Annotated in this window: 19 protein-coding genes; 9 read left to right on the plus strand and 10 right to left on the minus strand. The window is 43.4% G+C overall.

Features of this window, described 5'->3' with window-relative positions; all coding sequences use genetic code 11:
* The first annotated feature begins 21 nt into the window (after positions 1 to 21).
* Positions 22 to 534: a CinA family protein gene (locus DIU38_RS12440; RefSeq protein ID WP_112655006.1), complete on the plus strand. Its 513-nt coding sequence runs from the start codon at positions 22 to 24 to the stop codon at positions 532 to 534.
* Here DIU38_RS12440 and DIU38_RS12445 read toward each other — a convergent pair.
* The 4 genes from DIU38_RS12445 to DIU38_RS12460 form a co-directional block, all read right to left on the minus strand.
* Positions 521 to 1,249 carry a DUF72 domain-containing protein gene (locus DIU38_RS12445; RefSeq protein WP_112655373.1) on the minus strand — a complete coding sequence of 243 codons (729 nt, stop codon included), beginning with the start codon at positions 1,247 to 1,249 and terminating at the stop codon, positions 521 to 523. The two genes, DIU38_RS12440 and DIU38_RS12445, sit on opposite strands and share 14 nt — an antisense overlap.
* A 5-nt stretch (positions 1,250 to 1,254) precedes the next feature.
* Positions 1,255 to 1,743 carry a DUF421 domain-containing protein gene (locus tag DIU38_RS12450; RefSeq protein WP_112655007.1) on the minus strand — a complete coding sequence of 163 codons (489 nt, stop codon included), beginning with the start codon at positions 1,741 to 1,743 and terminating at the stop codon, positions 1,255 to 1,257.
* A gap of 175 nt (positions 1,744 to 1,918) precedes the next feature.
* Complete coding sequence (locus DIU38_RS12455) at positions 1,919 to 2,386, minus strand: low affinity iron permease family protein (RefSeq protein WP_112655008.1); 468 nt, start codon at positions 2,384 to 2,386, stop codon at positions 1,919 to 1,921.
* A 1-nt stretch (position 2,387) separates the two neighbouring features.
* A complete protein-coding gene (locus tag DIU38_RS12460; RefSeq protein WP_112655009.1) occupies positions 2,388 to 4,586 on the minus strand; it encodes a hypothetical protein in 2,199 nt (732 codons plus the stop codon).
* Between the two features lie 107 nt (positions 4,587 to 4,693).
* Here DIU38_RS12460 and DIU38_RS33010 point away from each other — a divergent pair, with 107 nt between their 5' ends.
* Complete coding sequence (locus tag DIU38_RS33010; RefSeq protein ID WP_167516155.1) at positions 4,694 to 4,864, plus strand: hypothetical protein; 171 nt, start codon at positions 4,694 to 4,696, stop codon at positions 4,862 to 4,864.
* A 109-nt stretch (positions 4,865 to 4,973) separates the two neighbouring features.
* Positions 4,974 to 5,099, plus strand: a complete 126-nt coding sequence (locus tag DIU38_RS34460) for a hypothetical protein (RefSeq protein WP_262714359.1) — start codon at positions 4,974 to 4,976, stop codon at positions 5,097 to 5,099.
* A 373-nt stretch (positions 5,100 to 5,472) separates the two neighbouring features.
* Here the strand turns inward: DIU38_RS34460 and DIU38_RS12465 are convergent, their stop codons facing one another.
* Positions 5,473 to 5,847 (minus strand): response regulator, encoded by a 375-nt coding sequence (locus DIU38_RS12465; RefSeq protein WP_112655010.1) that lies wholly within the window; start codon positions 5,845 to 5,847, stop codon positions 5,473 to 5,475.
* A gap of 117 nt (positions 5,848 to 5,964) precedes the next feature.
* The gene (locus DIU38_RS12470; RefSeq protein WP_167516156.1) at positions 5,965 to 6,483 is read right to left on the minus strand and encodes a sensor histidine kinase; all 519 of its coding nucleotides are present in this window, start codon (positions 6,481 to 6,483) and stop codon (positions 5,965 to 5,967) included.
* Between DIU38_RS12470 and DIU38_RS33015 the strand changes: the two genes are divergently transcribed.
* Complete coding sequence (locus tag DIU38_RS33015) at positions 6,472 to 6,777, plus strand: ABC transporter permease (RefSeq protein WP_167516157.1); 306 nt, start codon at positions 6,472 to 6,474, stop codon at positions 6,775 to 6,777. The two genes, DIU38_RS12470 and DIU38_RS33015, sit on opposite strands and share 12 nt — an antisense overlap.
* A 138-nt stretch (positions 6,778 to 6,915) precedes the next feature.
* Here DIU38_RS33015 and DIU38_RS12480 read toward each other — a convergent pair whose 3' ends face one another.
* Positions 6,916 to 9,228, minus strand: a complete 2,313-nt coding sequence (locus DIU38_RS12480) for a PAS domain S-box protein (RefSeq protein ID WP_112655012.1) — start codon at positions 9,226 to 9,228, stop codon at positions 6,916 to 6,918.
* Between the two features lie 239 nt (positions 9,229 to 9,467).
* Between DIU38_RS12480 and DIU38_RS12485 the strand changes: the two genes are divergently transcribed.
* The 5 genes from DIU38_RS12485 to DIU38_RS12505 all read left to right on the plus strand — a co-directional run bounded on the left by DIU38_RS12485 (position 9,468) and on the right by DIU38_RS12505 (position 18,548).
* Positions 9,468 to 11,816, plus strand: coding sequence for a PAS domain S-box protein (locus DIU38_RS12485; RefSeq protein WP_112655013.1), 2,349 nt, complete (start codon positions 9,468 to 9,470; stop codon positions 11,814 to 11,816).
* 509 nt (positions 11,817 to 12,325) lie between these two features.
* Positions 12,326 to 14,599 carry a tetratricopeptide repeat-containing sensor histidine kinase gene (locus tag DIU38_RS12490; protein ID WP_167516158.1) on the plus strand — a complete coding sequence of 758 codons (2,274 nt, stop codon included), beginning with the start codon at positions 12,326 to 12,328 and terminating at the stop codon, positions 14,597 to 14,599.
* Between the two features lie 209 nt (positions 14,600 to 14,808).
* Positions 14,809 to 15,492 carry an alpha/beta fold hydrolase gene (locus DIU38_RS12495; protein ID WP_112655015.1) on the plus strand — a complete coding sequence of 228 codons (684 nt, stop codon included), beginning with the start codon at positions 14,809 to 14,811 and terminating at the stop codon, positions 15,490 to 15,492.
* Between the two features lie 337 nt (positions 15,493 to 15,829).
* Positions 15,830 to 18,223 carry a DUF5686 family protein gene (locus DIU38_RS12500; protein ID WP_167516159.1) on the plus strand — a complete coding sequence of 798 codons (2,394 nt, stop codon included), beginning with the start codon at positions 15,830 to 15,832 and terminating at the stop codon, positions 18,221 to 18,223.
* Positions 18,224 to 18,260: 37 nt separating this feature from the next.
* Entirely contained in the window at positions 18,261 to 18,548 is a 288-nt protein-coding gene (locus tag DIU38_RS12505) for a hypothetical protein (protein ID WP_112655017.1), read from the plus strand.
* 613 nt (positions 18,549 to 19,161) lie between these two features.
* Here the strand turns inward: DIU38_RS12505 and DIU38_RS12510 are convergent.
* Genes DIU38_RS12510 through DIU38_RS12520 form a run of 3 tightly spaced genes read right to left on the minus strand, consistent with a single transcriptional unit; the run spans position 19,162 to position 25,139 of the window.
* Positions 19,162 to 19,629, minus strand: a complete 468-nt coding sequence (locus DIU38_RS12510) for a DUF4231 domain-containing protein (protein ID WP_112655018.1) — start codon at positions 19,627 to 19,629, stop codon at positions 19,162 to 19,164.
* Positions 19,630 to 19,677: 48 nt separating this feature from the next.
* A complete protein-coding gene (locus DIU38_RS12515) occupies positions 19,678 to 23,745 on the minus strand; it encodes an nSTAND1 domain-containing NTPase (protein WP_112655019.1) in 4,068 nt (1,355 codons plus the stop codon).
* On the minus strand, positions 23,745 to 25,139 hold the full coding sequence (locus DIU38_RS12520) for a toll/interleukin-1 receptor domain-containing protein (RefSeq protein ID WP_112655020.1): 1,395 nt from the start codon (positions 25,137 to 25,139) through the stop codon (positions 23,745 to 23,747). The genes DIU38_RS12515 and DIU38_RS12520 overlap by 1 nt, the downstream gene beginning before the upstream one ends.
* Positions 25,140 to 25,165: the final 26 nt, after the last annotated feature.

Genomic DNA, 25,165 nt, shown 5'->3' on the forward strand with positions numbered 1-25,165 from the left:
ACAGGCCTGGATCAATTAATCATGGCAGAAAATAAGATTAAAGAATGTAGTAAACTGATAGCTCAACATGGGATGACCATTGCTTTTGCCGAAAGCGCTACGGCAGGCTGGCTTTGTTCGGAGTTTGCACTTACCGACGAATCCGGCCAGGTGCTTAAGGGCGGGATCGCCTGCTATGATGCCGATCTCAAAGTATCACTGTTAGGAGTACCGAAGGGATTGATTGATCAGTTTACACCAGAGTCGATGGAGGTGACGAAGGAAATGGCATACCGCCTGGCACATCTTATCCCATCCGACATACAGGTAACCGTTACCGGGCTCACTACACCCGGTGGCAGCGAAACCCCGGAAAAACCGGTTGGAACTATGTTTGTATATGCGCTGATCCATGACAGGCACCTCGGTTTTCGAAAAGTATTTCAGGGATCATGCGAAGAAATTATTCAGCAAACTATCCAGGCTACCGCGGAGATGCTGATCAGGGCGCTAACTCAATTTAATTATCACCAACATATATCTACTGGTGCTTAACCGAAAATTGCAGCAGGGACTTTGCGTTGGGAATAGCTGCCACTGCCGCGTCATTGTTAAAATAACACCATGCTTCCCGGACTTCAGGTTTTGAATTAATCTCATCGGCAAATTTCCGTAATTGAGCATCACTATAAGATGAGCGGTATAAATCCGGAACACCGTGAAAACGATAATATACCACCGGGCCGGTTACAACAGGTTCAGCCGGCAGTTCGGGATGGCTCATACCGCAAAAAGAAACACCACGCTCCCTAAGCCTTGAATAAACATCTTCCTGCCACCAGCCCGGATGCCTGAACTCCAATACATTACTAAAGCTGGGATCCAATTGCGCCAACACGCGTGTCAAACGTTCTTCATCATAATGAAAACGCGGCGGAAACTGGAACAATACAGGCCCTAACTTTTCCTGTAAACCATTGCGGATGGTATCATAAAAACTCGTAATCATATCCACGGTTCCGTGAAACTGCTTAAAATGGGTAATAGCCTTGGGGGCTTTTACCGCGAAGCGAAACTCAGCCGGCGCTTTTTCATACCAGGCATGCAGCATAGATAATTGCGGAAAACGGTAAAAGGTCACGTTTAATTCCAGGGTACGGAATTGCCCGGCGTAAAACTCAAACCAGCGCTTTTGCGCCAGCCCCTCCGGGTAAAAAGTATTTTTCCAGTGACGATAGTAAAACCCTGAACATCCTATATGCCAATCCATACATATCATTTTTTAATGGCGCTGATATCACCATTCCGTTCCATATACACCTTGTCTATCTTTTCTAAATCTTCAGTAAGTGCAGATTTGCGTACACCCTGCATCACATCTTCACGGCAAACCAGTGCCCGTTTCATCCGCTCTTCATCAAACCGGCCGCCACGAAAAAGCGGGATCTTCTCCCCTTCTACCCAACTAACTAAAGGACTGTTACGTGCAATAAGCCAGCCCAGCAGCCGGTGTAGCAGAACGATCACAAAGCAGCAAACAATAACCGGCACAAAAGCCGAGGCGCCAACCACCGCCCTGCTCATAACAGCCCCAAGCGAAATACTGACGATATTATCAAGCGGGGTACGTAACCCAAAAGAGCGACGCCCCGAAATGCGGATCAGCATAAGCGCGATAAAAAAGATAACAACGCCGCGGCTGCTCATCTGCAGCGCATTCAGGTCCTTCCCCTCTCCAAAAACAGTGATCAATAACTTTTCCATAACTCAATTTTTTAAAGGTCCGCTGCAAACAACTACAGGCTTGACGTTTTGGGCCGAACGATACCTTACCGCCAGCCAAATGCCCGCTGCAACAAACCCGATGATGATCAAAAATCTTATTTTGCTTATCATAATCTCAATAGCTGACGCGCCACCGGCAGTTCCAGGCATCCGGTTACTCTGACCTCTTATTACTCCTGTTATAACGTTTTGATTTATTTTGTTGATTTACCCTCGCGGCATCAATAGAATGTGTTTTGGTAAGGTCACTTTCTTTTTGCGCCAGTTCGGACAAACGGATATAAAATTTGTACAGGTGATCCAGCTCCTCTTCAGTCAGGTCCTCAATATTAACCATCCTGTTACTGGTACCTTCATGAGAGGCCAGCAATTCATTCAGTTTTAAATGGACAGCTTTCGAATCCTTGTTCTGCGCCTTCTGGATAAGGAAAACCATTAAAAAAGTAACGATGGTTGTGCCGGTATTGATAATAAGCTGCCAGGTTTCCGAGTAGTGAAATACCGGCCCGGTAACAGCCCATAGCACTATGGTGGACGCAGCTATAATAAAAGCAGCCGAACTGCCCGTTGCTGCGGTGGCCCAGTTAGAGAACCGCTCAAAGTAATTGATTTTTTTTTTCATGTTATTTCCAGCTAATAGTGATTTCGGCATTGCCGGGTATTAAATATTCAAAGTGGCCGCCTTTGATTTTTTTTCCGTCGATAGGCTTCTGATTAACACGCACTTCTACCCCTGGTAATTTACCATGCCCGCTCTTAACCACCATCAGGCGGCAGTCGATGCGATTATCCCCCGCCATGCGGACATGAAGATGATCTTGCTTCCTGGTGGCAAAGCGGTAAACAGGATAATCAGTGAAGATCATGAAAGGCTGATCGGGTATACGGATATAGTGGCGCGGCAGGATCCCGAAAGCGTTGCCTGCCCCATATACTTCCTGGCCTACCTGCCCTGATTTTTCCCAGCCGTCGTGTAAATCCTCAAGCGCGATCCATAGGTTCGGATCAACCTCTCCTATTTTTGGCTTTTCCTGGAGCATTTCTTTTGGAAGCATTGTGGGGTAGTAATAAGCGGCACGGTCTACAAGGTAACGGACATATTCGTTTATCAGGAGGCGTACCGATGGTAAAATCTCAATATCCTCGGCGTAGCGGAGGTAGTCATGCAGCGCGCAGAACACTTCCTGCTCTTCGTATACTGCCGTATAAGGAGCGTCATTAAGCGGAAACAATGCAAAAAATGTCGGGAGATTTTTCCCATAGCCATAATCACAGTTCCAAAGCTTCACGTTGTTAAATACACCGGCCAGGCACAGGTAACTGAGCTCGCGGTAAATTTCTTTTTTGGTGATTTTATATAAGCGCAGCATTGCACCAGCAGAAAAGGCTGTATTGTTGGCCTGGTAAAACAGGTCGAAACCCTGGCCACGCAAATGCATAGCGGCTTTTTCCGCTTCGGTTAAATAGCGTTTTTCGCCCGTAAGCTCCCAGGCCTGCAGCATGACATGGGCAAATAAACCCGGCACATCCTTTTCACCTCCTTTGCCTGGCTGCGTTTCGGCTTTTACTACCTCAAGGGTATCTACTTTATAAAAAACCGGCCATTTGTAATTAAAATGGTGCGCCACCCGTATCGAAAATTCCAAAGAATCCAAAAAGAGTTTCCTGGCAACCTTATCGCCCTTCAGCGCAAGGCGCGACAGGTTTAACAAAGGATGGTGCAGGTACCAGGAATCCATAACCAGAGGTTGTTTCTGCTCCTCCTCACCTTCCAGCGTATCGGCTGCTTTTGGGTGCCAGCGCATTATGGTGCCGTATTTTTCACTATAGAATGATGGCAGGCCGGCTTTAACTTTTTTCATTACTTCCAGTTCCGCGCCGCTCCATTCCACATAATCAAGTAAAGGAAGCAGTACCGCCAGTTGCACCATGATCTCGGGAGGAGTGATATAGTCTGATACATAGGCGTTAAAATAATGATGACCATCGAGTTGTACCCAGCAACCCGGGCTATCTATTAGATCCTTTAATCCTTTATCAAGGATGTCGGGCCAATGGATATAATTCGTTGCCGGTTTGGGCAAAGCCAGGTAGACTTCTGCCAGCAGGTTAAGGTATTGCCGAACCATAGCCGCCTCATCAGCAGGTACTTCTTCCGAAAAAACAATAAAAGCATCGCTCAAAGTATAGCTTGTACCTGCTGCCAGCGGCCTATTTTTAATGGTAGGCGGCAGGGCAAAGCCAATTTCGGGCCATTCGCCGCCTACACTGTCACCCGCGGAGGTTTCGGTTTGCTGGTTGTAACCTGCCAACGCGGTTAGATTTTGCAGGTATAATACCGAACCCGCTTTTGGCTGGTTCATGCTAAAATAGAGCTGTCCCGAACGTGTACCCACCTGCCGGGTATGTATTTGTCCTTCGGCCATGCTTTTACTTCCCCCGAAACCAAGCGGCACAATGTCGCGTGGCCAGTAAGGGAACAATAAGGTGGAGGCCGGCGTTAGCCTGGTGGTATGATGAAGTACGGGCCGGTCTTCTGTGGGTAACGTCAAAACCACTTCATAGTCGCCCAACAGCGAGCCAATCTTCAATCGCACATCGTTTTTTCTTTCTTTTAGTGTGATCTGCAACCGGTCGTTTGGTGAATAAGCCAGCCGGAAAGCGATTTGGTTGCCATCCGGCCATCCAACCACCAGCCAGCAACTGTCGCCAAGGTCATATATTTTAAAATCATAGCTACCTGATGTGGTTTTATATACCGGAATAAGGTCAGGCAAGTACAGGGCGGCTTTGGTATTCCAAAACCAGGGTGATGCGTTCATAGGTTAAAATCAGTTAACAATTAAAAAAATCGCTGAAAAAATATCTTTTAAATGATAATTAAAACATCGCTCGCTGTTTTAAGTTTTAAGTATAAAACTATCAGTCTATGAAAAAGTTAATTACACCACTATTCTTAAGCCTTTGCGTGTTATTGAGCAGCTGTGATGCCATTGTCGGTATTTTTAAAGCAGGTGCTGCCGTGGGCATTTTCGCGGTAATCGTCGTTATCGCGGTCATCATCTGGGTTATCTCATTGTTTCGCGGCCGCAGCAATTAACAGGTAGATCATGGAAAAAGAGCTGCAGAATTTCAAGATCGCCAGCTTCGCGCTTAATGCCCGTTATGATGACATCGGTGAAACCGCCATCGAATAACTGAAACGCCATTTGCTTGATGCTTTGGGGTCGCTGATCCACGCTGGTAACAAGCCTGCCATTCCCAAATTATTGAGGCAATTGCAGGCTATGGGCGAAGGCGGCAAATGCAAAATGCAGCCAATTGAAAGTAAGTAGAGGTTTCCCGCTTCATCAACCGCTGATAGTTGCCTGCCTGCTTGATCCTTATACTGTTGCTTATCTCTATAAAATGAAAACCAAGGTGGAGATCGGCCTCAAAAACGGTCAAACCCTAATTAGGGAACAGGGAGATTATCATGTTTTTTTACACGTCCGTTTACGTGGAATGATACGATTGAAAAATTTCGGCGGCTCAGCAACAATATTTTTCCGCAGAGATTCAGGACCAACTGATAGGCACCGTTCGTACCGTCGAAAATCTTCCCGAAATTCCAACCTTAATTAACCTGCTGGCAGCTATATAAAGAAATTATTTGAGCCACTACTGCAACTGCCATTGCAAAACCGGAGATTTACAGCATGGCACCCATCAGGCGGCAAAACGCCGGACATGGTTAATGAGCTCATTGACATCAAAAGGCTTGGCCAGATAATCATTGGCGCCGCATTGTTTCTCGTGCATCGTATGCAACCCGTGACTTGCCGAAACAATGATTATAGGTATATCCTGCATACCCGGGTCATTCTTCAAATGTTTACAAATGTCACGGCCATCCATATCGCCCAGCATAACATCCAGCAGCACAACATCCGGTCGTAAGACTTGTATAGCTTCAAGGACGCCATGACCATTATCCAGTTCGGTTACCGCATATCCCTCCATTTCCAGGATCAGGTGCATTAATTCACGAATGTCCTTATCATCATCAACAACCAGGACTCTCTTCTGATAAGAGGCAATCATTATAGTTCTAAAAGCTACATTTTAACATAACTCTTTTCACACAAACATCATGCCCTGATATCGGAGGATTATTGAAAAATAGGTAGACGCCCCATCTTCTGACCTGTTTAAAGCCCCTTAAAGAGCAACCAACTCTTCGTTTTCTATTGGCACAGTAAAATAGAACGTACTTCCGATCCTTGCCTTACTTTCAAACCGTATGGTGCCATTGTTTCTTTCTACAAACTCTTTACATAATAACAGCTCAAGACCACTTCCCTTTTCACTGGCTGTACCAAAAGTAGTATATGAGGTATATTTGTTGAATATTTTTGATTGCGCTTCTTCAGGGATACCTTTCCCGTTGTCCCGGAGGTGAAGCCATGTGTTTACTTTTTTAATAATGATGCCGGGGGTACGGTATAGCTGCGTATTAACCCAAAGGTGAGTGCCGGTACTGCTATAGCAAATAACCAGAGTGTATTTAAACGTTTTAATCCCGAGCAACCCTTTCAATATACTTTTATCGACGGAGCCTACGCTCGAAAATTTGGTAACGAGCAGCACATAGGCAGGCTGGCCGCCTTCTTTGCCGGGCTGGCAATCTTTATCAGTTGCCTGGGATTGTTTGGCATGGCTTCCTTTATGGCCGAACAACGTGTAAAAGAAATCGGCGTTCGTAAGGTGTTGGGGACAACAGTTTTCAACCTTTGGCGATTATTATCTGCAGATTTCATTAGCCTGGTCATGCTTTCATTACTATTGGCTAAACCTATAGCATTTTACCTGATGTACAACTGGCTTCAACATTTTGATTACCGGACGGGTATATCGGCATGGATATTTATCGTTACCGGTTTTACTACCCTTGTCATCACACTGCTTACGGTTAGCTTACAGACGATAAAAGCAGCGTTAACCAGCCCCGTAAAGAGCCTGAAAAGCGAATAGGCGGAACAATTCCGGCTACGGTATATTGGAGTATAATACTAAAAAAAACTGTCGTAACTTTATTCAGGCAGGCTTTCGCTAAGGCACTGTGATGTGAAGTTTTTACTAAGTTTTAATGTTAACCATTAAATGACCTGTTTAAAGGTCGCGCGCAATTTGCATGACTTTTTCCGCTTCAATGCGACGGTGGATCTCATGCACCATGCTGTCCATTTCCGCGGCGCATTCGCGGAGTTTTGAAAAAATCTCTTTTCGCTCGCTCTCATCTTCAGTCATATCCAGCAGGTTTACCAATCCGAGCATAGTTGCCACGGGCCGCCTTATCTCATGTGAGCTTATCCACGCAACCTCACGGAGTAAACGGTTCTGCCTATTAATCTCTTCTTCTTTTTCTTTACGGTAGGTTATATCCTGACAAACGATGATGTAACCCTGAAAAGCGTTATTTTCATCATATGCCGGGGTTAACTGGGCTGATACCCAAACCGGGGTTCTGTTTTTGGTATAAATGATTGTATCAATACCAAAAGCTTCCCTGGCCTGCTGCTTTCTTATTAACGTTTGGATCACCGGGTTATCGGGGTCTGTCAAAAAATCACCCGGCATTTTATTTACCACCTCTTCCATAGCGTAACCGGTCAGCTCTACAAAGGCATTATTTACCCATTGTACCCTTCGCAGGTCATCTGTAATTAGCACCATGTTATTTACCTGTTTGATGATGCGCGCCAGCCGCTTATTTTCCTGGGTGCTGCGTTTAAGGGCATCAATATCTCTTACCGCCCCTATCAGTCGTATCGGCTGCTTTTGTTCGTTATATATAAAATACCCCTGGTCCATCACGTATTTATATTCGCCTTTACCGCAATTGAGCCGGTATTCGCATTCCCAGTTGGTTAAACCGGCGCGGCTGATCTTTTCCTGGCTGCTCACTACTTCTTCCATATCATCCGGATGAATCAGTGACCGCCACCATTCCAGCTCATAACTAATTTCATCGAGCGGTATTTGCACCAAATGCGTAAGGCTTGTATTGTATACCAGTTTATTTTCAACAATATTAAGGTCATAAACAACATCCCTCGTCGCCTGGGCCACCAGTTCGTAACGTTCAACTGCTTCTTTTAACCGTTCATCTTTAAGCCTGTCTTCGGTTATGTCGGCGAAGTATACAGCAACGCCTTCATCAGTAGGATATGCAGCCATTCTCAGCCAGCGCTGCAGGACAACCGAGTAATCTTCGTGCCTTACAATAATCCTTTCTTCAAGCGCTTTCTGGTAAACATGATAAAACTTATTTTCGGCTTTAGGAAAAAACTCAAAAACACTTGCACCAATAATCCGGCTTCTGTCTGTTTTAACCATCTCCCGAAAAATATCGTTTATCCGGGTTATTTTCATTTGGTGGTCGAGCTCGAAAAAGCAATCGGTGATACTGTTCAGCGTATGCTCAAAGCTATACTGGTACCGGTTACGCTCCATTTCCAATTGCTTGAGCTCAGTAATATCCTGTAGCGAACCTGCTATCTTAAGTTCCTGCTCCCCGCTGCTTTCTACGCGGGCAAGCTGCCGGATGTAACGGGTTGTGCCGTCCAGCGCAGTAATGCGGTGCGTTATATCGAGTTGTTTACCGGTACTGATCAGGTCATGCAAAGCGTTGATCATCAGCGGCCGGTCTTCCGGAAAAATATGCTGTACATAAATATCGAAAGCTTCGCGCCCATCTCGTTTCAAGCCCGCAATGCGATAAACTTCGTCTGACCATATCAACTTGTTTTCGCGAGGGTAGAATTCCCATCCGGCCACCCGCGACAACAACTGGGTTTCACTGAGCTTGTGTTTTTCTTCTAAAAGCTCCTGGTTTACTTTTTCAAGAGCCCGCTCAAATGCCACCCGTTCGGTCATATCACGTATCATAACCATGATATGGGGCTTTTTATTGAACCAGATTTTATGGGAGGTAATATTTACATAAATCAGTTGTCCGTCCTTTTTAATGTGACGCCAGGTACCGCTATCATTGAGCTTACTGTTCACCCGCTCTGATGAAGAAATCACATTTTCCCGGTCTTCCAAAGGCCTGATATCCAGAATTGTCCGATGCCTGAACTCTTCCGCACTGTAGCCATAAACAGCAATGGCGGCATCATTTACCGAAATGAACCGGAGTGTCCCCGGCTCGTAAATCCACATCGGGTTTGGATTGGATTCATACATGCTCCGGTATTGCTTTTCGCTCTGCTTCAACCTTTGGTCTTCTGACCTGATCAAAGCGTAAAGAGCAATTGCTGTAACCACCACAAACAAGCACCCTTTTCCTAAACTCAGCCACAGGTATTGGTTGGGGCTAAGTATTCCTTCGAAATAAAACAATAGCCGGTCACTGAACATGATCCACAACAGGCTAATCAACAAATAAGCAAAGGCAATTCCAAACGCCCCTTTTCTCATATATAGTTAGTAAATCAATAAAGTTGTTAAACGTTATTGCTAATTAGTAAGTTACCAATTAAAAAAAATTAAGCCCCTTAGTTAAAGTTAAACCTTTGTATAAATAGCAGACATAAAATTGTAACATCTATGTTACCTTCAACATTTATTACCGGCAACGCCAAACCATCTCCGTGTTTTTTTTCGTAAAATCATAAATTATTGCATACCCCTTAAAAACATTGTTACCCGGTATCTCTATGCGACTGAACTTTACCCGCAATTTGCAGCTCGGCTACGGGTTTTCAATATTGATCCTGTTGATCGTAGGATTGTTTTCTTACGCTACGATTAATAATTTGCTAAACAGCAATAAAGCTGTTGGGCACAGCACTCTGGTGATCCAGAAGCTTGAACAAGCTATTTCATCGATGAAAGATGCAGAAACAGGGCAGCGTGGCTTTCTGCTTACCGGCAAGACCGCCTTCTTAGGCCCTTATAAGGGCGCCTATCTCAAAACACAGCGCCTGATTAGTGAGGTAAGTGCCTTAACCGCCGATAACGCCCTGCAGCAAGCCAACATGGCAGGCATCCGTGCAATACTAACCCATCGAATGGCTATCCTGGAGCAACTTGTTTCAAAAAAACAACATCAACAGCTTGTTTCCACTGCCGATCTGGAAGAAGGAAGATCTGCCATGGATGAATTACGACATGCCATTGACCATGCAGAAGATACCGAACGCAAACTATTGGATGAACGCCGGGCAGTTTTGGAGCGTTATACCTTTGTTGCTCCTGCAGCCATAATCGTAGTGCTCATACTCGCCGTTGTGATCGCCTCACTATCATATATCAGTGCAATTCGCGATGTGAAGGTCAAAGACCGTCTGCAGCGGGAACTGGAGGTCAAAGAACAGGAGACCGCGGCTTTTAACGAGGAGCTTACCGCGGCTAACGAAGAGATCAGCACAGCAAACGAAGAACTCATCTCTATCAATGGTGAGCTTTTGGAGGCACAACAAGCACTTTCAAGGATGAACGGATCGCTGGAGGAACTGGTAGCTGCACGCACTAAATCCCTTGCAGAAAGCGAAGAGGAAACACAAGCCCTTAATGAAGAACTTACAGCTATTAACGAAGAACTTGCGGCATCAAACGAAGAAATGCTGGCAAGTAATGAGGAACTGCAAAGAAGCAGGGAAGAAATACAAAAGAAGGAGCAGTTATTCCGTTCTATCGCCGTCAATATTCCCCGCTCGCTGATCCTCGTTATTGACAGGGAGCAAAACTTGATAACGATGGAGGGTGACCTGATGCAAAAATTAGGTTACAACGAAGATAGTTATGCAGGTTTACACATGGCCGAACTTAACTCTCCCGAGCGATATGCCATAACCAGGGAGTACCATGAGCGGATGTTGAACGGTGAGCAGATAAGGACCGAACTTAAAAGCACCGGCGGTCATGATCTGCAGGTAGATTTTGTACCATTAACAGATGAACGGGGAATGGTTTATGCTGGACTGGTAATCGCGCTTGACATATCCGATCAGAAAAAAGCAGAGGAACGCAGTGCCAAACTGGCCGCTATCGTAGAATCATCAGATGATGCGATAATAGGCAAATCGCTGGAGGGGACGATCACCAGCTGGAACAAATCTGCAGAAAGGATCTTTGGTTATCCAGCCTCCGAAATGATAGGACAGTCTATTCTTAAACTGGTTCCGGAAGACCGGCAGGATGAGGAACCGCAGATAATAGCCCGCTTGAAAAACGGGGAGCGCATGGAACATTTTGAGACAAAAAGACTGGCGAACGGTGGTCGTGTCCTGGACGTATCCCTAACCATTTCGCCTATACGTGACAAACACGGAAAGATCACCGGGGTTTCCAAGATCGCCAGGGATATTTCAGAACAGAAACAGGACGAGCTGCGAAAAAATGATTTTATAGGCATGGTGAGCCATGAACTTAAAACCCCGTTAACTTCGTTGATGGCGCTGATTCAGGTAGCTAACCTCAAGTTGAAAAATAATCCTGATAATTTTCTCGCGGGTGCTATGGAAAAAGCGGATATCCAAGCGAAGAGGATGAGCAGCATGATTAACGGGTTCCTGAATATATCGCGCCTGGAATCGGGCAAAATCGCGATCAATAAAGAATTATTTGATCTGGACCTGCTGATCAGGGAAGTTGTTGAGGAATACGGGCTCACTGTTTCCACTCATATTATTGACATTGATATCAGTAATCATGTGCAGGTTAACGCCGACAGGGAAAAGATCGGCTCGGTAATTTCCAACTTGATTAGCAACGCCGTTAAATACTCGCCCAAACGCAGGAAGATTGAAGTGAAATGCACTCCGGTCAATGGCTTTGCACAGGTTAGCATAAAAGATGAGGGAATGGGGGTTAATGCACAGGACCTGCCGAGGATCTTTGACCGTTATTACCGGGTTGAAAGCAACCAAACCCGTCATATTTCAGGTTTCGGTATAGGACTTTATTTAAGTGCCGAGATCGTCCGTCGGCACGAAGGACAGATCTGGGCAGAAAGCGAAAGCGGTACAGGATCTGTTTTTCACTTCAGTTTACCGTTGGCTTAAACCGAGCATCCTTACGGGTATTACGGGTAACCGGAGATTTTTTATTAATTTACCTATCGCACCCGTTAAAGTTTAAAGTAGCATACGATGCCCGAAAAAAACGGCATTTTATTTACATTACATCACCCGGGCAATAGTGAACGGGCTTGGGGATGTGCTGCGGAATGGGGAGTTGTGGCACCTGTTTGGTACAAATTACCGGCCATAACTCAGCAATAAAAATAAATGTACTGAGCTGCAGCATCCTGATCAATGACGATCTATCAAATACGGATATATTTATACCGGAGAAAATATATTAAAAGATCCTGTGAATGCTGATATAGCCTTGCTAATGTTTTTAATTCTATTTCTTTTTCGATGTTGCTAATCATTTCTTTCAACAAAGCTTTAAAATAACTGAATACTAATAAATTACATAACACAAGGATAGCTTTTAAATTAGCAGATGTACTTGAATATACCTAAATTTAAAAAAAAGATTAATGCATACAGGCTCCCAACCAAAGATGAAACGAGCTGACACGATACCAAAATGCAAACTGATTATCCTGTGCTTTCTTTTGGCCATTTCAGCAAACGCGCAGGAAATTACCAGGCACCATGTTGATTCTTTGCTTTCGCAAAAAAGCATCCCTGGTTCTGCCGCCGACCGCATCCATGTTGCGCTGCAACTGGCGGAGTTTTTCACCCATCTGCGCCACCCTTCCACTGCACAGTTGGATAGTGCTTCTCACTTTATTAACCAGGCCGAACAGCTTAATTACCGCTCTCCGCAGGCTGAAACCAGCTTTCGCATTGCATTGATCCGTTCGGCTTTTTACAAGTCGAAAGGCCAATCCAAAAACGGCCGCGCATTGCTTGAACGAACCATACAGGAAATTAAGCAGGCACATAACTGGGTGCTGCTTGGTAAAGCTTATTTTGAGTTATCTGAATATTACAGCCAGGATTTTTTACAGCAAAGCATGGTTTCCCGGATTGATTACCTGAACCAGGCCATCGGCGCTTTTGAACGTACAAACCACATGGTTGAACTCGCCCGGTGTTACCGGTTACTAGCCGACCTTCACCAGATGATGAATGATTATACCCTTGCTTTTGCCGAAACTAAAAAAGCATTAGCCTATTATGACCAGGCCCATTACACGGAAACCCAGGGGCTGTACGCGTTATTAGGAAGGCTGTATTATACCCAGGGCGACTATAAAACAGCAATCAGCTATGAACTGAGGGCCCTGAAAATTGCCACCACAAGCCACGCGGATAATGTGAGGTTAATATGCCAGATCAACAATAACCTGGGCTATAATTTTGTAAAGCTTGGCGACAATCAAAAGGCCATCAATTATTTTTCACGTGCTTTGGAAATTGCCAAATCAGAGAAAGATAATGCAACCATATACCTGCTGGCAGGCAATATAGTTGATGTTTACCTCCGAATGCATAAGCCCCAAAAAGCCCAAGCTTTTTTAACACAGGTAACTCGAAAATTCATACAGCCCTCCGGAGAATTATATGAAGGAGGCGATGAGGTAAGTCAAACCTATCTTAAAGTTTACCTGGCATTAAAACAGTATGATACGGCCAAACTTTACTGCGACAAACTGATACAGCAAACTAACAATCCCAACCTCAACTTATATGCCCGGACCAGCTATTATGAACTAATCATTAAGTTTTACACCGCAACCTCCAGGTTTGCCGAAGCGTTAAAATACCTCAAAATGAATCAGGATCTATTGAGGAAGATTGGCAATAACAATGACCTTGGCACCAATGAAACTCTTTGGTTTGGCCTTGATACCAGCCGGAGGCAGTATCAGTCGGCTATTCATCATCTTATATCAGCCAATACCATCAAAGACTCGATATTTAATACCACCAAAAGCAAACAGATTGAGCAGTTGCAAATTGAGTATGAAACCAGGCAAAAAGAAGCACAAATTACACTTTTAAACCAAAAGAGCAAGCTTGAGCAGGCTAATTTACAGCAGGCCAACCTGGTTAAAAACCTTACTATCGGCGCCATATTTTTATTACTGGTCATAGCGGCTTTATTATTCAGGCAAAACGTACATAAGCAAAAAAGCAACGAGGTGATCACTTCCAAAAACGTTCTTCTGGAAGATTTGCTGCTGCAAAAGGAATGGTTGTTGAAAGAAGTACATCACCGGGTAAAAAATAACCTGCAAATTGTAATGAGCATTCTGAACACCCAGTCGGCTTATTTACAAAATGATATCGCGCTTGAAGCAATTCGCGGCAGCCAGCACCGGGTAAACGCTATCGCGCTTTTACACCAGAAACTCTACAGCAGTACAACCACTGCCCTCGTATCTATGCCCGCTTATATCGGTGAATTGATCGATTACCTGAGCGATTCGTTCGATACAGGTTACAGGCAGATCAAAATAAACCAGGTATTAAATCCTCTTAACCTTGATCCGGCCCTAGCGGTACCCATCGGCTTAATATTAAACGAAGCTATCACCAATGCTATAAAATATGCTTTTGATCATAAGGGCGGCGAGATCAAGGTGAGCCTGTCAACATCAGACGATGAAAACGCTATTTTAAAGGTCTCTGACTCAGGGCGCGGCCTCCCTCCCGACTTTGACTTTAGTGAAGCTAATTCCCTTGGGATGGAAATGATGAAGGCGCTTGGCAAGCAGTTAAAGGGAAAATTTGTAATTGAAAATGGCCATGGCGTTACCTTAACGATAACCTTTCCTATTGAACAAAACCGGGAAGAAGCTTTTGTAGAAAAGGACTATTTATAGTGCACCTTAATTGAAAACCCTTCGGCCCGGCAAAATCTTAGCTTATACATAAATATTTAACGTATCACAATGAAAAATAAACTTCTTTTAATCAAAAGCTTGTTCCGTTGATCGTTGTTTTTTTCACAGCGCAGTCCTTTTATTACAGTTTGCTTTCGTCTTCTAAAAACTTGAAGTAAAGCACAATATTCACTAACGCTTTTCAACCAATGATTGAAAGAACTAAAAAAACTTATTTATTTATACCGGGTGGGTGGCATGGTGCGTGGATATTTGATCCAATAACAATGCGAATGAAATCGTATGAAAAAGATTGTTTTTCTTTAACATTACCCGGACTCGAGCAAAAAGCCGTTAGCCAAGACAAGATCATTAATTTGACAACTCATATTCAATTTGTCATTGATTTTATTGTTGAAAAGAAATTGACCGATGTGATCTTATGCGGGCATAGCTATGCTGGAATGGTTATTACAGGTGTAGCTGATATTATTCCTGAAAATATTTTCGGGCTTGTATACATAGATGCCTATATTCCCAAAGACGGGGATTCATGTTGGAAGCTAACTAGTGATCATTATCGCGAGCTTTTTGCAGCTGGCGCCGCGGCGGATGGATTTAATGTAGTTAGCAGGCCAGGTTCTGATAGTAGAAGGCGCCCACACCCTTTGGCTACCTTTATGCAAAGTCTACAATTAATTGGTAACTACAAGCAAATTCGAAACCTTACTTTTATCTATCTCAGCGGCTGGGAAAGTACTCCTTTCCGGCAACTATATGAATTACATAAAAATTCTCCGGAATGGCGAGTGGAGGTGATTGATTGTGAACATAATGTTATGGAGCATCGCCCCGATGAATTGACTGAAATTTTACTGAGTATAGATAAATAGGCAATTTACGTAGTCTTGACCCATAATATTTGAATGATGCGATACGGCAAATCAGTGAACAAACGAAGAAACTCTCAAAGGTAATTTTCTTCTTCGGTCTGAAAATACAGCCATTCAACCGAGCGATAGCTCAAACGCCAAACAGGTTCATGATTGTATTGATTTTTTTCGAGTTGTTAGGTCGAAAAAGAAAGTGAAGACTATCTAAATGCTTTTTAAGGCAAAAACATATTTTCACAGAAATGGTTAATTAATCATGCGTTTGCGTCTTTGTTTTTTGATATGCTTTTCAATATCAGGCTTATGGGCCGCAGCGCAGACGTTAGTGACAGGGCAAGTGGTAGATGCATCTAGCGGTGAGCCCCTTGCATCAGTTTCAGTGACTTTTGCAGGTAGTAATATTGGCACACAGGCAGATTCGCTGGGGCGGTTTCGGCTGGCTGGAGCAGTAACGTTTACACAGGTAGCATTTTCGCATGTTGGTTATTTACCCACCGTCAAAGTAATTGTACCCGGGCAAGCGAATAAATTACAAGTATTGCTTGAACGGGATGCCAATGAGCTGGCAAATGTAACGATAACCTCTGTGAGAGGGCAGCGTTATCGCAACAAAGGAAATCCGGCAGTCGCGCTCATTCAGCAAGTGATCGATCATAAGCAGGAGAACCGGGCAGAGGCTGCAGCTTATTTGCAATACGAGCAGTATGAACGAATGGGACTATCTTTTTTTAATTTACCGCAGAAAGTGGTTGAGAGTAAATTTTTTAGCCAATATAAGTTTATGTTGGATACGGTACAGGGGCAAACTTTTTTACCGGTGTTGCTGGAAGAAAAACTGTCGGACATTTATTTTCGAAAGGAGCCGGAGAAGAAAATACAGATACAGAGAGCTTATAAAGGCGTTAATATATTGCAGTTTATTGACACCGCGGGGGTTAAACTTTATGTAAACCAATTGTACGGTCATCAAGTGGATATTTATGAGAATAACCTGTTTATTATAGCTAACCAGTTTTTGAGCCCTATAGCGGATCATGCGCCAAATTATTATAAGTTTTTTATTACAGATACTATTAGCACGGCTATGGGTAAACAGGTAGAGCTCGCTTTTACGCCGCGCGCAAAAGGAGATCTGTTATTTGAGGGCAAGTTGGTTGTAACGTTGGACGGGCGTTTTTCAGTAACAGCTTGTGAATTAAGGCTAAATGGGAAGATCAATGTAAATTTTGTAAGAAGCTTTGATGTACTGTTAGATTTTGCCCGGCAAACTGGCGGTCGGTATGAACTGGCCAGCAGTAGAGTTAAGGCTGATTTTGGGCTTACTAAAAAAGGCTGGGGTGTATTTGGTGAGCGTAAGGTGATATATCGTAACTACAAAATCGGCGCGTCGCAGACTGCGGCATTTTACCAGGGTGAGACTTTACAGGTGGCTACGGGCAAAGCTGGTTTTGATACGCTTAGCAAAGGCCAGGCACAGGTTTACGAAAAGTTGTACAAACTGGAACAGATGCCGTCTTACAAAAGAACAATGTGGTGGCTGTCCACACTTACAGCGGGCTATGCCGATACCGGCCCGGTGCAAATCGGACCAATTGCACATTTTTTATCTTTTAATAGCCAGGAAGGCTTGCATTTGGAATTGGGCGGACGAACTACTCCATTGCTGGATAGCACCTTTTATTTTGAGGGATACGGTGCTTATGGCACTAAAGATCATCGGGTAAAAGGGAATGCAATCGCTTATCTTTCATTAAATAAAACAGCGCCCTACCGTTTTCCTAATAATTATTTTAAGGCAAGCTATTTATATGATGTAGATGTACCTGGTCATGCTTTTTCGGTAACCAACCGTGCTACAGCATTCTCATCTTTTCAAACCGGAAAAACCAACTATTGGCTATATAGTAGAATATTTGAGCTACAATATTTTCGTGATTTCGAAAATCACTTCTCGTATATTCTGGGTTATAAAAACTGGCAGCAAACACCCGCTGCAGCACTGGTTTATCAAAAAAATGATGATGGCAGTTTGGTGAACAATTTAACTACCAGCGAGCTAAATCTTCACTTACGCTATGCACCGCACGAAGAGCTTATTCAGGGCAGCCGCACGCGACATAGTATCCATAACCCTTATCCTATTTATGACCTTCTTATTAACCGTAGCCTTGGTGGCAGGTATGCCTATACCGACTTTGGCATTAACATTTATAAGCGCTTTTATCTCTCTCAGGCAGGCTTTACCGATGTTACCCTGCTCGGCGGCTATGTGCTGGGCAAAGTGCCTTTTCCCTTGCTCAATATCAGCCCCGCCAATCAATCGCTCGCCTATAAGCGAGATGCTTATAATGCCATGAATTATCTTGAATTTGTGAGCGATCATTACGTTGGGCTTAACCTTACGCATACCTTTAACGGCTTCCTGCTAAACAAAGTCCCGCTAATCAAATATCTAAAATGGCGGGAATTCATCTCTGCTAAAATATTGTACGGTGGCTTGCGTACCGAAAACGATCCGAAGCAAAGCACAGGCCTTTATCGCTTACCTGCTGCAACCAAAAGCTCCAACGGCACTTACACCCTTGGCAGCGCACCGTATGTTGAAGTCGGGGCCGGTATAGCCAATATTTTCAAATTTTTGCGGATCGACCTTATTCGCCGTTGCAATTATCTTGACCAACCCGGCGCACGCGTATTCAGCATCAAATTCAGTTTCCAACCTGAATTTTAAAACCAATGACACTTGATTTGAAGCGGGGTTAAAAACTTTGAAGGAAAATAACACCGAATATTTAGATAACGCCCAAATTATAGACGGAGCATCGTTGCGGCTAAATATGCCGTTTAAAGTGTATAGAAAGGCTAAAATTGACGAAAAAAGGCCGATTATTGGTTCGATATTTCCAGAAAAATGGAAGATTTTAGAAAAAGCTGTAAGAACCGATCAAATTAACTTGACTGCATTTTTAATTCACCACACTAACAATAAGTTAGGAAGAAAAAAAAGCCGAGATAAAAACTTCGGAAAGCTTTCATCCCGGTTTGGTACTCCTTGACTTAGTTGGTTCGAACCAATTCAAAGAAGACTTGCCTACAATGTCCAGGACTCCTTTACAAGGAAATAAAAGATGATTTAACCACCGCACATTAATTAGATGCCGTTATTCATTTGATAAGCGATTTGAGGAACACCTAAAAAATAATAATAGTTGTTTATTATTTTTTACACGTTCGAGCCCATCAGGGTGCATTTCTGAAAAAAGGCCGTTTTGATATCAAAAACGGCCTTTTTTTGTCTCTAAACGCGAAATAGGATCCTTCGCTGAAATGTTACTGTAACACTTTTGTAACATGATTTACACGTTTAAGAATGCGTTACGTATCTCACCACAGAATGCACCTACTAATGTTCAATTAAGCCTCAGATCCCAGTTTGCGGATTTAAGCGTTTTCAGCGGATCCTATAAATCATTCACTCCGCAAACTTTTCACTGAGTTGGTCAACGCAGCTTTTATAGCCTGAAAAATGATAGTGAACAGGGTGATCACGATTGCCGCTATCCAGGATGCGATAAATACCCCTGGGCCAATACTCACGCTGTGAGCATATTTTTCGAGCCAATTTTCCAGGAAGTAGAGTGTGAGCGGCGAAGCAATGAAGCAGCTATTCTATTTTTTTTCGGTTTGCATTTTCGCCGGTGGCCATAAATCGTGCTCTGAACTTAGTATTGCTTCAACCCGCGTAACAAATAAACCTTCCTTATTTTGATCGGGCTTGGCGTAAGGCCCCAGGTTAAAATTGTAATAATGGATCTCTGGTTTTAGCTGTTCGTAAGTAGTACGTGCTGTTACCCAAAGTTCCTGATAATTGAAGGTTTTTAATGCGGTAGTGAGAATGGCAACCGCACTCGATATAATCAATGTCAGGATAGTCCAATCAACGCCCAGTCCACTGCCAGGGGCGGCGTTACCTCCTAATTTTAACGCCGTAAATACCGGAGTCAACAACGATAGAATTATCAGGATCCACTGAAAATTCCTGTAGAGACGATGGTTTTTAGCCGAGGTTGTCTTGTAATACTCCATTTGATGACGATACCTGTCTTCGACATACTTTTGAAAATCATTCTGTTCCATAATGGCAGATAATTGGCATAAGCTTTTGCTTTTTTAAAAGCACTGTACCTATGGGTTGGCGTTTAAAATTTCTTTAATCTTCAATACGGCGGGTTCTTTTCCGGTAATAACTTTCGTTTGTTGCATTTTCTCAAAATCATCCAGGAAACTCACCTTAATTGTCTGACTCCGGTACAAAACATCCTTATAATTCCGGTACAATCGTTCTGCCTCTGTATAATTTCCCTGTAGCAGATTGCCAAGCGCCAGGTTAGTGTAGATCCAAGTTTCACCGGGACCGAGCTCCAATCCCTTTTTTGCTGCAGCAATTGCAGCAGTGTAATCCCGTTCAAAAATTTTGTAGAAAGAAAGCGAACCATATGAAACAGACAATGATCGTTGCGCTTCTGCATCATTGGGAGTGAGAGCCAGGTATTCGTTATAAAGTTTTATATTCTCCGCTGAAAGTTTAGCTTTTTCGCTGTAAACAGAAAGATCAACTTCTGGCATCTCGGCAATCATTTGATTATTGACCATGGCGAGTTGCCAGAGCTCATATCGCCGTTGGCTGGTGTGGTTTATTTGTAACGAATGCGTTAACAAAGCTTTAACCTTGATAAGTGTATCCATCGGCATCTCATTGTACGAATCCGGTGTATGCGGAAAAAAATAAAAAACCGACTTTCTGACCAATCTAACATTGTTAGAATGCATGATGTAATCATAAGAAAGCAGGCCACTTTCAAGCTTTTCTTCCTCTGATTGTTTAAGAAAGCCCTTTAATCGGCCAAAACTTTCGTTTATATCAGCCCTCGAATTATTACGTGTATTCCAAATACTCACAAGCCCGTCGTTGTCGGTCATCACTGCAGTTATATCATCAATAAATTTCGCTTCTTTAATTGGTGTAGTCCCATTGCTGAACCTCTTCACTTTTATATCCGGATAGATTTTTTTCCTTGCATAACTACGCGTCATCTGGTTTGCAGACATATTATGTAATAAGGAATCGCCAGCCGACTCAATCAAAAAAGTGCCTCTTCTTGATAATACTATAGCTTTTTTCCAATCGGCAGAAAGCATAATCTTATCAATTTTTGAGCTGTTATAGCCCTGGTCTAAACCATTGCCAGGCAAAGGCCAGGAAACGATATTTAAAACTCTCCCATCAAACTTTGTCAGGTATATGCTATTTCCCCATACTACCAATAAATTATCGCTGTTCGGAGTAAAACTTACATAGTTTGTCCCTTTGAGGTAATAATTATTTCTTAAAGTAAGCTTTACCATATTATTAATATCCCAGGCCTCGTCATACTCTGAGGTTTGAATCAACAACTTTAAGCCATCGGGCGACACTGTTAAACCTTTGATATTCTGTTTAGCTGTAAGGAATTTCCCCTTCATCCTGCCAAACCCGGGGCTCGTTTTTAATTGATCCAGATTCCAGAGCGTAACCGAATCCCGCAGGGAAGTAATAAGCTGTTTTCCGCCTGGAGTAAAAACTGCATATGCAGGTGATGGAATAGTATCTAATAAAGATTCACGACCTTTATCCCAATAAATTAAATTGCCCCGGTCAAGTGCAAGCAACCCGTTGTTGTTTATCGAAATGTATGCTTTCCATCCAAGGGATCCCCCTTTGATCTGGTAAGCCTGACGTAGCTCAATCATTTTGCCAACCGGATCATAACGAAGGGAGAACAGGGAGTCGCTGCCGATAGCATAAAAACCATCGGTTCCGGCGGGCGAAATTTTAAGATTTTCGTCATCTCCCACGTTTAGGATATTATCGGGAAAAAGATTGGTTTCGAAAATAGTCCTGATAATTTGACTCAGGTAAATGTTTTCTGAATGCATGCTCCACAAGGTGTCTGCCATTCTCAGTCCCAAAATAGCATTGGCTGGTATCGTATCAAATGCTATCGCAGCCCTATTCAGAAGTTGAAGTTTATTATTGTCAATATATTTTTCTACATCTACCGTTCCAGAACGTTCCAGCTTTCCTTTTAACACATTACCCAACATATCGCCCTTGAGCTTGTCACTTAGTCCACTTACCTTATAAAAATGTTCCTTTTGAAGCGCGTTGATGGTTAGTTGTAGTTCAATCGCTTTTTTCTGACTCGCCACTTCTTTTGAAACTTTGCGAAGCGAATTAGTAAGTGAATCATTATGTTTTAGTTGCAATTGAAGGCCGGCTTGGCTTTTTATGAGCTCGTTGTTAACAAGTGTGGTCTGTTCCAGATATTTGTCTGCCCTGATCTTTGCGTTTTGAGCTATTCGGGCACTTTTTTGCGCTTCTACAAGGTTTTTGTTCGCCTCTGCCTTTTGTCGGTTTGCCTCTGCCTTTTGCTGAATAGCCCATGCTGCGATTATCAATGTCAGTACTAAACCGAAAGAAAGTATAAACATTAAGATCTTCCTGTTCCTTTCCCGTTCCTGCCTCCTGACTTCTGCCTCAATCTCTAATTTTTGCTCCTCTGTTTCCTGATCCTCCTTTCTTATGCTATAATCCAGGAACGCAAGGTTCTTTTCTTTGAGAAACTCATGATCAGGCTCAGCCCCCCCTTCTTGCGGGGTTTGATGGTAACGAGAAGCCCATGCTGCCGTAATTTTTATCTTCTCCCCCAGCTCTTTCAGTTCACGTAGCAATACCCCCTTTATAACATCCGAAGGATCGTGTTCATAAAGTTCTCTTCTTTCATTAAGCCTGGTATAAAGTTTTCCGTTCGCGGTTTCTTCATTGATCCAGGTACGGAGTTCAACCCAGTTTCGCATCAGGCTTTCGTGTGAGATGTCGATAACCAACTCCGGGTTTAATGGCGTAGAGGGGGGCGGCATCAGAAAAGAAGTATCTGTTGCCCTGAAATACGCAATTACGGCATTTATTTCTTCCTCATTTGCAGGGAGCGGTTTGCATAAGTCATATATTTTACCAAGTGGAAGCGGCCGACGGCCCCCTTTTTGTCCGCCCTTACTTTGGTCAGTAATGGCCTGAAAAATCAGTTTAGCAATCTGCTGCTTTTTTGAAAGCTTTGCTTGGTTGTCTTTATCACCTAACTCCCAGAATTTATCGCTTGCATGGCGCGATAAAGATTCCTCCATTCCTCCAACAGCCTTGTAATCGTCATATACAATCTCTCCGTTAATTGATCTATCAGATGATTGCCGATACGTTCGCATTAGCGCGTGCTGCAAAATTGGCAGTTGATCAAGGTTATCTTTTAGTTTATTTTCTTCAATCTTGTTGATCAGTAGTTCGATAAGCCCGGATGCTATGCTCTTTTCCGCCAGCAAAAGCGGACCTTCTATTACTTCCTTCAATTGTGGCCGGTCAAGTTGCGGCACAAGATACTGGCTCCGGTTAATAGCCTCAGGTAAGCCCTGAAAACGGACACAATCGCCAAGAAATTCCGACCGCATGGTGGTAATTACGTAAACAGGATCATCTTTAGTTGTGGCAGCTTTCAGCAACAGGTTTACAAACTGGGTCTGATGCCCGTCCATCAGCCCGCTTTTTGCTGTAAAACGAAATAATTCTTCAAATTGATCAATAATTACAAGCAGGTTTCGTTTTTTTCCTTCTTTTTTGCCCTCATTAAGCAATCTGGCAACATCCAACAATCCATAAATGGACCTGAGTAATTGTGGGTAGATCTCCCTGAAATCGTGCTCGATCACTTCTTTGCTCCTTGAACTGCTTCGTATACTGGCCAACGCGATAGCAAGGTTTTCTATAGGATCAGCTCCGGGCCGGCAAATAGCTACGTCCCATCTGTTGCTTGTACCATGCAGATAACCACCGAAGAGTTGCGGAATGAGGCCGGCCCGCACCAAAGATGATTTACCCGTACCCGAACTACCAATAACCGCAAGGAATTTATTGTTTTGAAGCCGCCTGATCAGTTCCTCGGCCTGCCCGCCCCTGCCTTTGAAAAGCTGAAATTCAGATGTGCGGTAAGGCCGCAGGCCGGGAAAAGGATTTTTCTTTATTTCGGCAGGGGTCAGTAATCGGATATGATTACCATCTTCCTGCAAGTCCAGGTAAAATTCATCCAATTGATAACACATGCCAGACAATCCCGCACCGTTATCTACTGCTGATACCTTTGGTGATTGATTTGGGTTGTTCATTACTTCGGTGCAAAAAGTCCGTTGATAAAACCTTCAAGTTCAAAATCTATTCTGTCTTTGCCTTTTATAATATGATTAAAAGCATTCTTGCTTACATCCCGGTCATATTTTAAATCAATATCAGGATCATCTATGCACAGAATTTTCTGTTGATTGCCTTTGGCGTCTATAAGCATTGACTGCCTTATAACAAACCACTCCGGGTTCGACTGCCCGTAATACAAACAAATCCCCTCGCTTTCTTGTGCTTCCGCGCGATCTTTTTCAAATGGAATGCCTGGTATGCTGAAATTAATGAGGATCCGTTTGTCGGTTTCCATCATGTTTTTAAGTTTAATACGCAGCATGCTGTTATGGTCTTTTTCAAAATCATAAAACATGTATACCTTTTTGTGCGGAGCAAAATCATGTCGCATCGCTTTTATCCTGGCCTCCTTCTCGGCATTCTTATCTTCAATTATCCGAAAAATCGTTTCAAAATTATTTCCAAGTACGGTGGGGTGCATCAATAGCTTTTCATCCAGTTCCTGGCTAACAAGCGGGTTGGGCAACCAAAGGATATTGCTAAAAAAAGCGGCCTGCTTTTCGTGTGTTATAGCAAGGTTATATTGCAATAAATCAAACCCTTCATCCAATTCATCGGCGGTCATCATGATGTGAATAGCAAAGGCACATTCCTTTATCAGCTTAAGCATGCGGTCGCTTCTTTCGGTTTCTGGTAACTTTTCAATCGCTTCCCAATCTTTAATACCGGGAACAATTTCGTAAGGCCAGTTTTCATATTGTTTGCGCCCCATAACTACATAAAGAAACTCTTTCCGCTTTTCCCGTCCGCTTAAAGAATCAGGAATGGACAGAAACACCTTACGGTTATCGCTCAGCATCTCAATATCTTTTGCCGCCCGGCTTTGTTCATCCTGCTGATCGATTGACTTACGAATCTGCAGATCTGTAAGCATTTCGCCCGCAATTTCATTTATTTTTTTTACGATCTGAACGTATTCCCTGTCTGCAGCATCGCCCAATGTAGATAGAAAACGTTTATTGTCTGGCAGCCCCTGGAGCCTGGTTATCTGAGGATAGGGCTCAAGAAAACAATCTTTTACAAAAATCGGCACCACCCTTGTTTTTTTCTTATCCAGGTTTTCTAATGCGGTATTTAGCTCAACGTTATTAATATACCTGGAGTTTAAGAAAGTTTGAGTGATTAAAAGCAGCACGATATGTGCTTCATCAAGCCTGTTTTTTATCTCGGCATCCCATTCTGCTCCAGGTTCTATTTTTCCATCGTCCCATATTCTGATGTTGGGGCAATTCCTGTCTGAAAGAAAAGTCCTTAGCTGATTGAGATGCCTTTCATCCTCGTGCGAATATGAAATAAAGAGATTAATCATAGCGGGTAATGTTAAAGCACTGACTG

Origin of the sequence: Mucilaginibacter metallidurans, assembly GCF_003286435.2 — a bacterium.
Lineage (GTDB): Bacteria > Bacteroidota > Bacteroidia > Sphingobacteriales > Sphingobacteriaceae > Mucilaginibacter > Mucilaginibacter gossypii.